We start from the raw sequence: 14,105 nt of genomic DNA on the forward strand, positions 1-14,105 counted from the left end.
TGGCCGCGGGCCTGTGGCGTCGATACTGGAGGGATGAGCGCTCTCCCCCCACCCGCCATGCTCGAGATCACCTGCCTCCGCCGTGTGCGGCCCTGGGGTGGCGATCCCGTCGACATCGCGATGGCCGACGGGGTCATCACCGCGATCACCCCCGCCGGGACCGCCCCGATCGGGGTGCGCGAGTTCGATGGACGGGGTCTGCTGGCGCTGCCGGGCCTCGTGAACGCCCACGCCCACCTCGACAAGTCGTGGTGGGGACTGCCCTGGCAGTCCTACGGCGGTGAGGGGAGCACCGAGGGGCGCATCCGGCACGAACGCGCCGAGCGCGATCGCCTCGGCATCCCCTCTCTCGAGCGCTCCGCGTACGTGCTGCGCGAGCTCGTCCGCCACGGCACCACCGCGATCCGCACCCACGTCGACGTCGACGCCGAGCTCGGCCTGCGCGGCATCGACGCGGTCGACGAAGCCGCCGCCGCCTATCAGGGGGCGCTCGACGTGCGCATCGTCGCCTTCCCGCAGGACGGAATCCTCCGTCGCCCCGGTGTCCTCGACCTTCTGCGCGAGGCAGCGACCCGCCCGAGCGTCGAGTGGATCGGCGGGCTGGACCCCGCCACCATCGACCGCGACCCGGTGGGGCAGATCGACGCGATCGCCGAGCTCGCCGCCGACACGGGCGCGGGAATCGACATCCACCTGCACGACCCCGCCGAGCTCGGCGCGTTCCAGATCGAGCTGCTCGTGGACCGCGCCGCGCGTCTCGGGCTCGCGGGCCGCGTGAACGTCGCCCACGGCTTCGCCGTCGCGCAGCTCGACCCGGCGCGTCGCCGCGACCTGCTCGCGGCCATGGCCGAGGTCGGGGTCACGATGACCACGGTCGCCCCGCTCCGCGTGCCGCAGCTGCCCCTCGCCGAGCTCGACGCGGCCGGCGTGCGCTTCGCGTTCGGCACGGACGGCATCCGGGATCTGTGGAGCCCCTACGGCACCGGTGACACCCTGGGCATCGCGTGGCAGTACGCCCGCGCGGCGGGCCTCGCGCGCGATGAGGACCTGCTGCGCGTGATGCGGCTGGCGACCAGCGCGGGCGCCTGGGCCGTGGGGCGCGAGGTGCACGACCTCGTCGAGGGCGCGCGCGCCGACATCGTGCTCGTCGAGGCCGAGAACCCGCTCGACGCTCTGGTGCGCGTGCCCGAGCGGATGCTCGTCGTCGCGGGCGGGAGTGTGCTGCACGTCGCGTGAGGCGCGCGCGGTAGCGTCCATCCCGCGTCGAGGCCTGCTCGCCGGTCGGGTTTCCACGACACGCCGCCACGGCCCGCGGGGTCGCGGTGTGTCGTGGACACTCGGCGGGGGCGGGCGCGGCCGGAGTGCGGCTCGGCTGGCACGATGGGACGATGCCCGTCATCCCTCTCGACTCCGCCGACGACCCGCGCCTCGCCGACTACCGCGACCTCACCGATGTGTCGCTGCGCCGGGTGACCGAGCCCGCGGGCGGGCTCTACATCGCCGAGTCCTCGAAGGTGCTCGACCGCGCCCTCCGCGCGGGGCACCGTCCGCGCTCCGTGCTCGTGCAGGACAAGTTCCTCGCCGACGCCCTCGCCCTCGTCGGAGAGGATGCCGAGATCTACGTCGTCTCGTCCGAGACGGCGGAGCGGATCACGGGGTACACGGTGCACCGGGGGCTCTTGGCGTCCATGCATCGTCCGGCGCTGGCATCCGTCGAAGAGGTCGTGAGAGACGCGCGGCTCGTCGTCGTGCTCGAGGACATCGTCGACCATACGAATATCGGGGCGGCTTTCCGTTCGGCGGCGGCACTCGGTGCGGATGCCGTGCTCGTCACGCCCCGCTGCGCCGACCCCCTGTACCGCCGGAGTGTGCGCGTGAGCATGGGGACGGTGTTCCAGGTGCCGTGGACGCGACTGCCCGAATGGTCGGAGGCCGCCCCCCTGCTGCGCGATGCGGGGCTGCATCTCGCGGCCCTCGCGCTGTCGGACGACGCGGTCACCCTCGACGACTTCTCGGCGGCGGGGCACGAGCGCGTCGCCCTGCTGATGGGGGCCGAGGGCGACGGGCTTTCACGCCGCGCGCTGGACGCGGCCGACACCGTGGTGACGATCCCGATGGCCGGGGGAGTGGACTCTCTCAACGTCGCCGCGGCGAGCGCGGTGGCCCTGTGGGAGCTGGGGCGCGGGCGGCGCTGAACGAGACGCGGCGGCCGACTCCGCGGGCCGCCGTCTCCGCGGGAGGTCGGTCAACCACGGCGTGACCGCCCGACGAAACGCCGCGGGCTGCGCCCGTCCACGGGTCGTGGCCTCGGTCGTCGAGCAGCTCCGGCCGTGCGCCGAGAGCGTCGGTGCACGCGCGCACGCACAGGGCGGCGTCTCGACCCGTCGTCCCGCCAGTCACCGCCGCCGCACACCGACGAGCAGCGTCAGCAGGTACGCGCCGCCGAGCGAGAGGGTGACCAGACCCACGGGAGCAGCGATACCCGCGAGACCCAGCACGAGCGCGACGAGCTGCGCGGAGGCGAGGAGGAACGCTCCGGCGCCGATCGCCGGGATGAGCCCCGTGCCGGGAGCGAGGCGCCGGGCGACGTGGGGAGCCGCGAGTGCGACGAACGCGAGCGGACCGGTGTCGGCGGTCACGACCGCGGTCAAGACGACGGCGAGAGCGATCAGCGTCAGACGCAAACGCACGACCGCGACGCCGTGAGCGGTGGCGACGTCGTCGCCGAGATCGAGGCTGCGCAGCGACCGGGTGGTGAGCAGCGCGGCGGCGCCGACGAGCACGAGGATCACCATGCTCGGCCCGAGGCTCTGCCACGACACCCGGTCGAGCGAGCCTGCGCCCCAGAGACCGACCGACATCGCGTCGCCCACGTCGGCGCGGGTAAGGAGGTAGGCGTTGACGGACCCGAGCGCCGCGGCCACCGCGATGCCGACGACGATGAGGCGGAACGTCGACAGCCCGCCCCGATACGCGAGCACCGTCACGAGCGCGGCCGTGAGCAGACCGCCGAGGGACGCCGCGGCGGCTACCGACCAGAAGCCCTTGGCGCCGAGCAGGATCATCGCGATCGCCACGCCCGTGAAGGCGCCCACGTCGATGCCGACGAGGTCGGGGGAGCCGAGGGGGTTGCGGGTGAGGCGCTGGACGATCGCGCCCGCGAGTCCCAGGGCGGCGCCGAACACGACCGCGGCGATCGCCGTCGGCAGACGCCACTCGACGAGCACGAGTCGCTCGAAGTCGCTGCCGGTGCCCAGGACCACGGCGAGGAGGCGGTCGGGAGCGATGGGGTACTTCCCGAGCGTCAGGGACAGGACCGCGAGCACGACGGCGGCGAGGAACAGCGCGGTCGTGACCACCACGACACGGCGCCGTGCGCCGCGGGGCCGGATGGCGGGATGCCGTGCGGCGGGGGCGGCGGTCGGCTCGCCCTCGCGTGAGGACGGCGGGGGAGCGAGCGTCACAGTCCGCTCACCTCCCGACGGCGGAGCGTCATGATGGGGGGCGTCGCGGCGACCGCGTTCACAGTCCGCTCACCTCCCGGCGGGGGAGCGTCATGATGGGGGGCGGCGTGGCGATCGCGTTCACAGTCCGCTCACCTCCCGGCGGCGGACCATCGCGATGAGCACCGGCGCCCCGACGACCGCGACGACCACGCCCACGGGGATCTCCCCGGGTGCGGCGACGAGACGTCCGATGACGTCGGCGACGAGCACGAGCGCGGGTCCGGCCAGCAGCGATGTCGCCAGGATCCACCGCTGGTCGGGGCCGACGATCAAGCGCATCGCGTGCGGCACCATGAGGCCCAGGAAGACGATCCCGCCTGTCAGAGCCGTCGCCCCACCGGCGGTCAGGGCGATCGCGACGACGCCGGCGCCGCGGACCCACGCCGCGCGGGTGCCGAGCGAGGTGGCGAGTTCGTCGCCGAGGGCGAGAGCGTTGAGCCCCGGGGCGCACGCGAACGCCAGCACCACCCCGGCCGCGATGACGAGGCCCATGACCTGCGCCTGGTCGTAGCCCGTCGCCACGATCGAGCCGAGCGCCCAGTTGCGCACGGCGGTGAAGGCCGAGGTGTCGCGTAGGGCGATGCCCGTCGACAGGCCGCCGAGGATCGCCGCGATCGCGACCCCGGCCAGCAGCATGCGCGCCGAACCGCCCGGGCGGCCGGTGCGCCCGATCGCCAGGACGACGGCCGTGGTGACCAGTGCTCCCGCGAAGGCCACGCCCGCCACGGCGGAGGGCGAGGCGACGCCCCACGCCGCGGCGGCGACCGTGACGGCGAAACCGGCGCCGGCGCTCACCCCGACGATCCCGGGCTCGGCGAGCGGGTTGCGAGAGACGGCCTGGATGAGGGCTCCCGCGACGGCGAAACCAGCCCCGGCGAGGATTCCGACCGCGGTGCGCGGCGCACGGAGTCCCCACACCACGGCGGATTGGTCGGAGGTGCTCGGCGAGAAGACGGCGTCCATCAGGGACGTGAAGGAGATCTCCCGCCCCCCCAGAGCCAGGCTCAGTGCCACGGCGACGAGCAGCATCGCGCCGAGCAGCGGGATCGCCGCCCGGCGTCGGCGCTGCAGGCGCGGCATCCCGACGTCCCGTCGTTCGGGCACGCGGAAGAGCGTCATGTCGCGGGGTCCTCTCGACCGGGGCATGCTTGACAAAGTTTGGTTAGCCTAACTTTACTTACTCGGGCGCTGGCTCGCATCGACGAGCCGCCCCGGCCCCCGATCGGAGGGCCGTCCCCCCAGCTGCACCGACCGCAGCCGACCCGAGACGAGAGGGTGCCCATGGCTCTTCCCCGCATCCGGCCCTACACCGCGCCGACCGAGATCCCCGCGTCGACGCTGGACTGGCGCATCGATCCGGAGCGCAGCGTGCTGCTCGTGCACGACATGCAGGAGCACTTCGCCGGCGCGTTCGTGCGCGGCGCCGAGCCCTTCGCCCCCGCGGTCGCGGCGATCCAGAGCCTGCGCGAGGTCGCCGACGCCGCGGGCGTTCCCGTCGTCTATACGGCCCAGCCCGGCGGGCAGTCACCGATCGAACGCGGGCTGCAGCTCGACCTCTGGGGCGCCGGCGTGCCGAGCGGCGACGGCGAGCGCATCGTCGCCGAACTCGAACCGCGCGCGCACGACCACCGCCTCACCAAGTGGCGGTACGACGCGTTCGTCCGCTCGGGCCTCGAAGACCTGCTCGCCGACCTCGGCCGCGACCAGATCATCATCACCGGCGTGTACGCGCACATCGGGTGCCTCATGACCGCGGCGAGCGCGTTCATGGGCGACCGGCAGGCGTTCCTCGTCGCCGACGCCGTCGCCGACTTCTCGCGGGACGACCACGAGATGGCGCTGTCGTACGTCGCCCGCCGCTGCGGCGTCGTCACCACCGCCGACCAGGCGTCGCGGGCGCTCGCCGGCGCCGTGGCGGCGGTTCCCCGATGACCGCGCGCTACGACGCCGTCGGCATCGGCTTCGGTCCCTCCAACCTCGCCCTCGCCATCGCGCTCGAGGAACGCGGCGACACCGGCCGGATGCGGTTCTTCGAGCGCCAGGAGTGCTTCGGATGGCACCGCGACATGCTGCTGCCCGGCGCGACGCTGCAGGTCAACCACCTCAAAGACCTCGTGACCCTCCGCGACCCGCGGAGCTCCTTCAGCTTCGTCAACTACCTGCACGAGCAGGGGCGCCTGATCGACTACATCAACCTGAAGACGTCGTTCCCCACCCGCCTCGAATTCCACGACTACCTGCAATGGGCCGCCGCGCGCCTCGCCCCCGTATGCGACTACGGCACCGAGGTGATCGAGGTGCGCCCCGTGGGCGAAGGCGACCGGGTCGACCTCCTCGCCGTCGACATCGTGCGCGACGGCGTCCGCGAGAGCGTCGAGGCCGACAGCGTGGTCGTCGGAGCGGGCCTGCGCCCGCGCCTGCCCCGCGGCGTCGAGCCCTCTCCGCGCGTCTGGCACTCCGACGCGTTCCTGTCCGCGCTCGCCGCGCTCCCGGCATCCGCCCATCGTCGGTTCGCGGTCGTGGGAGCCGGCCAGAGCGCGGCCGAGATCGTCGAGTATCTGCACGCCGGGTATCCGGATGCCGCGGTGCACGCGATCTTCGGGCGCTTCGGGTTCGCGCCCGCCGACGACAGCCCCTACGCCAACCGCATCTTCGACCCGGCGACGATCGATGAGTTCCACGGCGCCCCCGCCGACATCCGCGAGCGACTGCTGCGCGTGCACGCCAACACGAACTACTCCGTCGTCGATCTCGACCTCATCGAGGAGCTGTACCGCCGGGAGTACTCCGAGCTGGTGCAGGGCAGTCGGCGGCTGCACATCGAGAACGTCAGCTGCGTCGAACGCGTCGTCGACGGCCCCGACGGGGTCGCCCTGACCATCCGCGACGAGTCGCGCGGCACGACCCGCGAGATCGAGGTCGACGCCGTCGTGTTCGCCACCGGCTACGAGCCCGTCTCGGTCGACGACCTTCTGCCAGCGCTCGCCTCGCGATTCGCGCGCGACGAGCAGGGCCGGGTGATCGTCGAACGCGACTATCGCCTGCGCACCGACGACGCGTTCGCGCCCGCCGTGTATCTGCAGGGCGGCACCGAGCACTCGCACGGTCTCACGTCGTCGCTGCTGTCGGCGGTCGCGGTGCGCGCCGGCGAGATCGCGGACTCGCTCGACGCACGACGCGCGGCGACCCTCGGTCACCGGGATGCGCTCGCCGACGCCCTCGTCGGAAACGGCGTCTCATGAGCGCGGTCGTCGTCACGGGAGCGGCGGGCGGCATCGGTCGCGCGGTCGTCGCCGATCTGGCTGCCCGGGGTCTCTCGGTCGCGGCGATCGATCGCGCACGGCCCGAGATCGTCGAAGGCGTGATCCCGCTGGTCGCCGACGTCACCGACGAGGCCGCCCTGGGGGAGGCCGTCGCCGAGGCCCGCGACCGGCTCGGTCCGCTCGTGGGAGCCGTGAGCGTGGCGGGCGTGTTCCACGTGGCATCCGCGCTGGAGACCTCGATCGACGACCTGCTCGATCTCGTCCGCGTCAACGCCGGGGGCGTGCTCGCCCTCGCGCGCGCGGCGATGCCGCACCTGGTCGAGGCGGGCGGTGGATCGTTCGTCGCCGTCACCTCCAACGCCGCGGCGATCCCGCGCGCGGGCATGGCCGCCTACGGTGCCTCGAAGGCAGCCGCGAACGCCCTCGTGCGCACCCTCGGACTCGAGGCGTCGGCTCTCGGCATCCGGTGCAACATCGTCGCTCCCGGATCCACCGACACCGCGATGCAGCGCGACTTCCACGCGATCACCGGCGCCGGTCGCGACAGTGTGGTGGCCGGGAGACGCCGAGGCGTTCCGGCTCGGCATCCCGCTGGGGCGGATCGCCGACCCGGTGGACATCGCCCGGGTGGTCGGATTCCTGGTGTCGGACGACGCCCGGCACGTGACGATGCAGACGCTCACGGTCGACGGGGGAGCGGGGCTCGGAGCATGAGCGCCCTCGCCCCCCTCCCCGGTGGCGCCTCGGCGATCTACCGCGGCAGCAAGCGGACGGTCGTCGCCTTCGGGCGTCGGCGAGCGGATGCCACGGGCCCGGTGCTGCAGCGCATCGCGGCCGCTCACGACGACGGGGTGCCCCTCGTGCTGGGTTCGCTCGGCTTCGACCCCTCACGCGACGCGCACCTCATCGTTCCGGCACGCGTCGCGACGACCGACACGCTGCGCGAGGGTGTGCAGGCGCGCACCGCCGTGGCCGCCACCGCGCCGCGCGACGTCGGTCTGCGCTTCGTGCCCGAGCCGGAGGCGCACGTCTTCGGCGCGCTCGTCGACGAGGCGCTCGACGCCCTGCGCGCAGGGCGGCTCGAAAAGGTCGTGCTCGCGCGCACCCTCGTCGCCGATCTTCCGCCCGACGTGCCGCGCGCCGCTCTCGTACAGGCGCTGTTCGACGCGAACCCGACCGCGTTCGGCTTCGCCTTCGACCTCGGTACCACCGCCGAGCCGTGCGTATTCTTCGGCGCGAGCCCCGAACTGTTGATCCGCCGGGTGGGAACGGCGGTGCGCAGCGTCCCGCTCGCGGGCTCCCTGCCGCGCAGCGCCGATCCCGAGGTCGATCGGGCGCGGGCCGCGGCTCTGGCCACCTCGACGAAAGACCTCGGCGAGCACCGCTTCGTCGTCGACGCGATCGCGGCCGCCCTCGGCCCGTTCTGCCGCAGCCTACGCGTGCCCGATCGCCCCGACGTCGTCGCGACGCCGACGATGTGGCACCTCGGGACGACGATCGAGGGTGTGCTCGACGACCCGACGGTCACCTCCGCCGAGCTGGCTCTCGCCCTTCATCCTACCCCGGCCGTCGGCGGGGTGCCCACGGCGGACGCGGTCGCGGCGATCGAGGCGCTCGAGCCGGTCCCGCGCGGACCGTTCGCGGGGCCCGTCGGCTGGACCGACGCCGCGGGCGACGGGGAGTGGGCCCTCGGCATCCGCAGCGCCGAGATCGCCGGACGCACGATCCGGCTCTTCGCGGGCGCGGGGATCGTGGCCGACTCCGAGCCCGAGCGCGAGATCGAGGAGACGGGCGCGAAGTTCCGCACCCTTCTGCGCGCGCTCGGGGCCGCGGAGCCGGTGGCTCAGATGTCGGTGTCTGCGGTGCGGGGGGCTTCGGCGCCCGCATCTTCGGAGCCGGGGGCTCGGACACCGGTGTCTCAGATGTCGATGTCGAAGTCGTCGGCGCCGTCGGTCGAGCCGGTCGCCTTCAGGAGCGCGGCGAAGTGATCGAGGCGCTTGGCGTCGATGACGCTGTTGCTCACGCCCTGCTTCCAGTAGCTGAAGACGCGCAGGTCGGCCTTGTCCATGCCGGCGGCGAGGCACCGCGCGCGCAGCGCCCGCATGGCGTCGCGTTCCCCGGCGGCCCACAGCACGGCGCCGACCGGGGCCTCGACGGCGTCGACATCGGCGATGCGCTCGACCGACACGTCGGGCGCGGGCGGCAGCTGCGCCAGCACCACGTCGTCTCGGCTCGTCGTGCGGACGCGTCCGCGGCTGCCCGCGGGCCACGCCGCGAGGATCGAGGCTACGGCCGCAAGCGCGGAGTCGTCGGCGACGAGCTCGATCGGGCGCCCGTCGTGGGCGGGCAGCAGGTGCGTGCGCGGACCGATCACGCGCACGCTGTCACCGGGGCGGATGCCGGCGAGCCACGCCGTCATCGGGGTGCGGTGACCGTGCCGCACGACGTCGACCTCGATCGTGCGCGGCGCCTCGAAGCGGCGGACGGTGTACACGCGCGACACGAGCGCGGTGTCGTCGTCGAGCGCGGGGACCTCGATGCGGATCGCCGTGTTCGGCTTCGCCCACTCCGCCGCGTCGGGCGTGCCGCCCAGATCGATCGTCACGCGCGTGACGATCGGCGAGATCTCCGCGGCATCCCGCACGAGAGAGATCTCGTCCGCGAGCCCGTGCGCATGGGCCGGGTGGGCGATCACGTCGCGCTGGTTCTCGGTCAGGCGCAGGCTGCGGCTCATGGGGATCCTCTCGGTGGGCGGCCGGTTTCCTCGACGCCACGAGAAGCGGGCGTCACAGATGGTTAGGTTAGGCTAACCTATGTCGGGGCGTGCTCGCCGACCTGCGGCATCCCGCCCCCTCCACAGCTCACCACCCGTAAGGAGTTCCATGTCTCTCGCCCGCTTCCTCCGTCCGGCCCGAGCGGCCGCCGCGGCCGCCGCTCTCGCGGTCAGCGTTGCGCTGCTGTCGGGCTGCGCCACGGGCACGCCCGATGCCGGCAGCACGCCCGCAGCCACCTCGGGCGGGTTCCCCGTCACGGTCGACCACGCCTACGGCGAAGCGACCATCCCCGCGGCCCCGGAGCGCGTGGTGACCCTCGGCTGGATGGAGGCCGACATCGTCACGGCGCTGGGCGTCGAGCCCGTCGCGACCTCCGCGTTCCCGTTCGACAAATCCGGCATCGCTCCGTGGCTCGCCCCGAAGCTCACCACGACCCCCGCGCTCATCCAGACCGCCGCCGCCGGGGCCGACCGCGCGCCCCTCGACCTCGAGGCCATCGCGGCGCTGCACCCCGACCTGATCGTCGCGACCTCGTACGTCGACCTCGAAGCCAACTACGCCGGCCTCTCGGCCATCGCTCCGGTCGTGGGCCCGAGCGCGAAGAACATCCACCACCTCGACTGGAAGGTCGAGGCGCCGCTCATCGCCGAGGCGCTCGGCAAGACCGATGCCGTGCAGCCGCTCATCGACGCCGACACGGCCACGTTCGCCGAGGCGGGGGAGAGCCACCCCGAGCTGAAGGGGCTCACCTACACGCTCTCGCTCGCCACGCCCAACGCCCTCAAGGTCGTCAACGACGCCGAAGACGGCAGCGTCCGCGCCTTCGACGCCCTGGGCATGACGTTCAGCCCGACCGCGGCCGCCCTTCCCGCGCTCGATGACGGCTCGGGAGCCGCGGGCCTGTCGTTCGAGACCGTCGACAAGGCAGATGCCGACCGCATGTACGTCGCCTTCCTCAGCCCCGACGTCAAGACCGCGTGGCAGAGCAGCGCCGTCTTCCCGACGCTCACGGCCGTCAAGGACGGTCACCTCGTCGACCTGTCGATGGTGCAGATCGCGGCGCTGCGCAACCCGTCGCCGCTGAACGCCTCGTACGCGCTCAGCGCGATCACGGGCTCCTGACGCACCGGTCGTGGCGGGCCCCGCGCCCGCCACGACCCTTCCCTCCTCGCTTTCCACACAAAGGTTCCCCCCCCGATGCCGAATCCCTTCGACGACCCCGACGCCCGTTTCCACGTGCTGGTCAACGACGAGGGCCAGCACTCGCTCTGGCCGGTGGGACCCGCCCCTGCCAGCCGGGTGGACCCCCGTGACCGAGCCGCTGCCGCGCCCCGACGCGCTGCGCGTCGTCGACGACGCCTGGACCGACCTGCGCCCGGCGTCGCTGCGCGTGGAGCACGCCCTGCGCGCTGTGCGCCCGTACCCCGACGACGTCGCCGTCGCGTATCGCGCACGCGGGTACTGGATCGGTCAGACCTTCACCGGGCTGCTCGAGCAGACCGTCGCGCGCCACGGCGCGCGCCCCGCGGTGATCGACGGCGATCGCGTGCTCGACTACCGCGGACTCGACCGCGCCGCACGGGCCCTCGCCGAGCGGCTCGCTGCCGACGGCATCCGCCCGGGGGATCGGATCGTGCTCTTCCTGCCGAACGTCGCCGAGCACCCCGTCGCGGTGTTCGCGCTCGCCCTCGTCGGGGCGCTGCCCGTCTTCGCGCTCCCCGCCCACCGCGAGCACGAGCTCGCCGACGTCGCGACCCGCTCGGCCGCGCGCGCGATCCTCACCCTCGGTCGTCCCGCCGACGCCGACTACGCCGACATCGCCCGACGCGGCGCTCCCGCGGGCGTGCGCGTGCTGCTCGTGGCATCCGCTGATCTCGACGCCCCCGCGCCCGCCGAGCGCCGCGAGAGCCCGTCGCGACCGGATGCCATCGCCTTCCTGCAGCTGTCGGGTGGGACCACGGGCGGGCCGAAGCTCATCCCACGCACGCACGACGACTACCTCTACTCCGTACGCGAGAGCGCCGTGATCTGCGGACTCGACGAGAACAGCGTGATGCTCGTCGCCCTACCCGCGTCCCACAACTTCACGATGAGCTCACCCGGCATCCTGGGCGCGATCGCCGTCGGCGCATCGGTGGTCATGTGTCCCGCGCCGAGCCCCGACATCGCCTTCCCCCTCATCGAGCGGCATGGCGTGACCACCGTCGCGCTCGTGCCGCCGCTGCTGATCGCCTGGCTCGATGCCGCGCACGGCGAGCGACTGCGGTCGCTGCGCACGATCCAGGTGGGCGGGGCGAAGCTCAGCGAGGCCGTCGCCCGGCGGGTTCGACCCGAGCTGGGGTGCACGCTGCAGCAGGTGTTCGGCATGGCCGAGGGTCTCGTCAACTACACGCGCCTCGACGACGACGAGGAGACGATCGTCACCACCCAGGGGCGACCGATCTCGGCCGACGACGAGGTACGCGTCGTCGACGATCACGATCAGCCGGTGCCGACGGGAACACCGGGGCATCTGCTGACGCGCGGGCCGTACACGATCCGCGCGTACCTCGCCGACGAAGCGGTCAACCGCGCCTCTTTCACGGCCGACGGCTTCTACCGCACGGGCGATCTCGTCTCGGTCGACGAGCGGGGGTACGTCCGCGTCGTGGGGCGCGCGAAGGACCAGATCAACCGCGGCGGCGAGAAGGTCGCGCCCGAAGAGCTGGAGAACCTCCTGCTCGGCCACCCCGTCGTGCACGACGTGTCGGTCGTGGGCGTGCCCGACGACACCCTCGGCGAGCGCATCGCCGCCTATGTCATCCCGCGTCGCGACCTCGACCGCGCCCCGCGGGCGATCGAGCTGCGCCGGTTCCTCGCGGATCGGGGCGTGGCGCGTTTCAAGCTGCCCGACACGATCGAGTTCGTCGCGGCGTTTCCGACCACGGGCGTGGGCAAGGTGAGCAAGGTGCGCCAGCGTACGCCCGAGAGGGCCGCACGGTGACCCGCACGATCGACCTCGGCGCGATCGCGCGAGTGAGCGGTTCAGCCGACGCCGCGTGGCGGCTCGTGTGCCTGCCGCACGCGGGCGGATCGGCCGGTGCCTACGCGCGCCTCGGCGCCGGTCTCGCCGACCCGCCGCACATCGTCGCCCTGCAGTACCCCGGCCACGAGACCCGCATCGCCGAGGAGCCGCTCACCTCGTACCCGGAGTTCGTCGCGGCGTTCGCGGGCGTGCTCGGACAGCTGACGTCCGACGGCATCCCCACGGTGCTGCTCGGGCACAGCTTCGGCGCGTCGCTCGCGGCGGCGCTGTCGGCCCTGATCCCGGTCGATCTCCTCGTGCTGTCGGGTCGCCCCGCACCGGGACGACGACGCGGCGGACGCCTCCCCGCCGACGACGACCGCGAGGCGTGGCGCGCGTGGCTGCGTCGTCTGGGCGGCACCCCCGAGGTGCTGCTCGGCGACGAGCCGTTCCTGACGCTCGCGATCCGGGCCCTTCGCGGTGACCTCACCGCCGCGGCCGAGTTCGACCGCCCGGGCGCAGCCGCCGACGCCGAGCGCGGTCCGTTGCGCGCCGGGGGACTGCTCACCGTCGCCGGGCGGGACGACCCCGTCGCCGGTCCCGTCGCGGTCCGCGGGTGGATGCCGTTACTGCAGGCCGGCGCGATCGATCACGGAACGCTCGTGCTGGAGGGAAGACACTTCGCCCTCCTCGACCACCCCGAGCTGCTGCTGTCGCGCATCCGCACGGCGGTGGGCGCGTGATCGTCGCCGCCCGCGTGCTCGCACCGGGGCACCCGTGGCTGAGCGACCGCGAGCGCGAGCGTCTGAGGGCGATGCGCCCGGCTCGCGCGGCCGAGTTCACCACCGGCCGCGTGCTCGCGCGGGCGCTCGTCGCCGCGGCCACCGGCAGGGGCCCCGCCGACGTGACGATCGACGTACGCCCGCCGGGTGACCCGCGCGCCGGCATGCCGTCGACTCCGGATGCCGCCGGGGGGATCTCGATCGCCCACTCCGGCGGCGTGGTGCTCGTGGCGTACCGACCCGAGGGCGACGTGGGCGTGGACGTCGAGGCGGGGATCGGTGCGGCGAACGACGCCGTCGCCGACTACCTCCCCGTCCGCGAACGTCCGCGGAGCGGCTGGGACGCGGCGACGCTCGCGCGGGCGTGGGTGCGCCGCGAAGCGGTCGTGAAGTGCCTCGGCACCGGCCTCGTCGCCGAGCCCGAGGCCCTCACCCTCGCCCCCGCCGACGCGGCGCCGGCCGTCGTGACGTGTGCTCTCGACCCCGCGGCTCGGCTGGAGCTCGTCGACCTCGATGTCGGGGGACTGCCGGGCGCCCTCGCCGTGCGCGACGAAGCCCCGCGCGGCGCCCGGGCGGTGCGCGCCCACACCGGGCGCCACGCGGCGGTCCCCGCGGGCGTCGGCATGCTCCCGTTCTTTTCCGAGGCCGTCGACGCCGGTGACCTCGTTCCCGGCGCCGAGGGCATCGGCATCCGTCTTGCCCCTTTCGCGGGCGCCCCCGCGAACGTCGGCGCCGAGGGCGTCGGCATCCGTCTTTCCGTTCCCGTTGGAGTCTGA

General features: G+C 73.6%; 12 protein-coding genes and 3 pseudogenes. 12 read left to right on the plus strand and 3 right to left on the minus strand.

The window, feature by feature from the left end:
- Window positions 1-33 precede the first annotated feature (33 nt).
- Together QE416_RS12235 and QE416_RS12240 are read left to right on the plus strand one after the other, a co-directional pair.
- Window positions 34-1,236 (plus strand): amidohydrolase family protein, encoded by a 1,203-nt coding sequence (locus tag QE416_RS12235; RefSeq protein WP_307316574.1) that lies wholly within the window; start codon window positions 34-36, stop codon window positions 1,234-1,236.
- A gap of 152 nt (window positions 1,237-1,388) precedes the next feature.
- Window positions 1,389-2,195, plus strand: coding sequence for an RNA methyltransferase (locus QE416_RS12240; RefSeq protein WP_307316577.1), 807 nt, complete (start codon window positions 1,389-1,391; stop codon window positions 2,193-2,195).
- 201 nt (window positions 2,196-2,396) lie between these two features.
- On the opposite strand, the gene QE416_RS12245 is transcribed toward QE416_RS12240, so the two are convergent.
- Both QE416_RS12245 and QE416_RS12250 read right to left on the minus strand, forming a co-directional pair.
- Window positions 2,397-3,464 carry an iron chelate uptake ABC transporter family permease subunit gene (locus QE416_RS12245; RefSeq protein ID WP_307316580.1) on the minus strand — a complete coding sequence of 356 codons (1,068 nt, stop codon included), beginning with the start codon at window positions 3,462-3,464 and terminating at the stop codon, window positions 2,397-2,399.
- Window positions 3,465-3,584: 120 nt separating this feature from the next.
- Entirely contained in the window at window positions 3,585-4,625 is a 1,041-nt protein-coding gene (locus QE416_RS12250) for an iron ABC transporter permease (protein ID WP_307316582.1), read from the minus strand.
- 162 nt (window positions 4,626-4,787) lie between these two features.
- Here QE416_RS12250 and QE416_RS12255 point away from each other — a divergent pair, with 162 nt between their 5' ends.
- The 5 genes and pseudogenes from QE416_RS12255 (at window position 4,788) to QE416_RS12275 (ending at window position 8,757) form a co-directional block, all read left to right on the plus strand.
- The gene (locus QE416_RS12255; RefSeq protein ID WP_307316584.1) at window positions 4,788-5,438 is read left to right on the plus strand and encodes an isochorismatase family protein; all 651 of its coding nucleotides are present in this window, start codon (window positions 4,788-4,790) and stop codon (window positions 5,436-5,438) included.
- Complete coding sequence (locus QE416_RS12260; protein ID WP_307316586.1) at window positions 5,435-6,748, plus strand: lysine N(6)-hydroxylase/L-ornithine N(5)-oxygenase family protein; 1,314 nt, start codon at window positions 5,435-5,437, stop codon at window positions 6,746-6,748. Before QE416_RS12255 ends, QE416_RS12260 begins: the two co-directional genes overlap by 4 nt.
- Window positions 6,745-7,278, plus strand: a pseudogene (locus QE416_RS12265) (SDR family NAD(P)-dependent oxidoreductase); the annotation flags it as partial. The gene QE416_RS12260 and the pseudogene QE416_RS12265, both read left to right, overlap by 4 nt.
- Window positions 7,166-7,408 (plus strand): annotated as a pseudogene (locus QE416_RS16505) (hypothetical protein); the annotation flags it as partial. The pseudogenes QE416_RS12265 and QE416_RS16505, both read left to right, overlap by 113 nt.
- Window positions 7,321-8,757 (plus strand): isochorismate synthase MenF, encoded by a 1,437-nt coding sequence (locus QE416_RS12275; protein WP_373458883.1) that lies wholly within the window; start codon window positions 7,321-7,323, stop codon window positions 8,755-8,757. The pseudogene QE416_RS16505 and the gene QE416_RS12275, both read left to right, overlap by 88 nt.
- On the opposite strand, the gene QE416_RS12280 is transcribed toward QE416_RS12275, so the two are convergent.
- Complete coding sequence (locus tag QE416_RS12280; RefSeq protein WP_307316588.1) at window positions 8,688-9,503, minus strand: siderophore-interacting protein; 816 nt, start codon at window positions 9,501-9,503, stop codon at window positions 8,688-8,690. The genes QE416_RS12275 and QE416_RS12280 overlap by 70 nt on opposite strands.
- 148 nt (window positions 9,504-9,651) lie before the next feature.
- On the opposite strand from QE416_RS12280, the gene QE416_RS12285 reads away from it, so the two are divergent.
- From QE416_RS12285 to QE416_RS12305, 5 genes and pseudogenes are all read left to right on the plus strand, one after another.
- Window positions 9,652-10,665: an ABC transporter substrate-binding protein gene (locus QE416_RS12285; protein WP_307316591.1), complete on the plus strand. Its 1,014-nt coding sequence runs from the start codon at window positions 9,652-9,654 to the stop codon at window positions 10,663-10,665.
- Between the two features lie 75 nt (window positions 10,666-10,740).
- A pseudogene (locus QE416_RS12290) lies at window positions 10,741-10,785 on the plus strand (hypothetical protein); the annotation flags it as partial.
- Between the two features lie 67 nt (window positions 10,786-10,852).
- Entirely contained in the window at window positions 10,853-12,526 is a 1,674-nt protein-coding gene (locus QE416_RS12295) for a (2,3-dihydroxybenzoyl)adenylate synthase (protein ID WP_307316593.1), read from the plus strand.
- Entirely contained in the window at window positions 12,523-13,290 is a 768-nt protein-coding gene (locus QE416_RS12300; RefSeq protein WP_307316594.1) for a thioesterase II family protein, read from the plus strand. The genes QE416_RS12295 and QE416_RS12300 overlap by 4 nt, the downstream gene beginning before the upstream one ends.
- Window positions 13,287-14,105: a 4'-phosphopantetheinyl transferase superfamily protein gene (locus tag QE416_RS12305; RefSeq protein ID WP_307316597.1), complete on the plus strand. Its 819-nt coding sequence runs from the start codon at window positions 13,287-13,289 to the stop codon at window positions 14,103-14,105. The genes QE416_RS12300 and QE416_RS12305 overlap by 4 nt, the downstream gene beginning before the upstream one ends.

The sequence above is a fragment of the Microbacterium sp. SORGH_AS_0421 genome (assembly GCF_030818635.1).
Lineage (GTDB): Bacteria > Actinomycetota > Actinomycetes > Actinomycetales > Microbacteriaceae > Microbacterium.

What these genes read in the sequence shown, in the direction of transcription:
- QE416_RS12255 (WP_307316584.1), top strand. Translation starts at nt 4,788, where the DNA reads ATGGCTCTTCCCCGCATCCGGCCCTACACCGCGCCGACCGAGATCCCC.
- QE416_RS12280 (WP_307316588.1), bottom strand. Translation starts at nt 9,503, where the DNA reads ATGAGCCGCAGCCTGCGCCTGACCGAGAACCAGCGCGACGTGATCGCC.
- QE416_RS12240 (WP_307316577.1), top strand. Translation starts at nt 1,389, where the DNA reads ATGCCCGTCATCCCTCTCGACTCCGCCGACGACCCGCGCCTCGCCGAC.
- QE416_RS12235 (WP_307316574.1), top strand. Translation starts at nt 34, where the DNA reads ATGAGCGCTCTCCCCCCACCCGCCATGCTCGAGATCACCTGCCTCCGC.
- QE416_RS12285 (WP_307316591.1), top strand. Translation starts at nt 9,652, where the DNA reads ATGTCTCTCGCCCGCTTCCTCCGTCCGGCCCGAGCGGCCGCCGCGGCC.
- QE416_RS12260 (WP_307316586.1), top strand. Translation starts at nt 5,435, where the DNA reads ATGACCGCGCGCTACGACGCCGTCGGCATCGGCTTCGGTCCCTCCAAC.
- QE416_RS12250 (WP_307316582.1), bottom strand. Translation starts at nt 4,625, where the DNA reads ATGACGCTCTTCCGCGTGCCCGAACGACGGGACGTCGGGATGCCGCGC.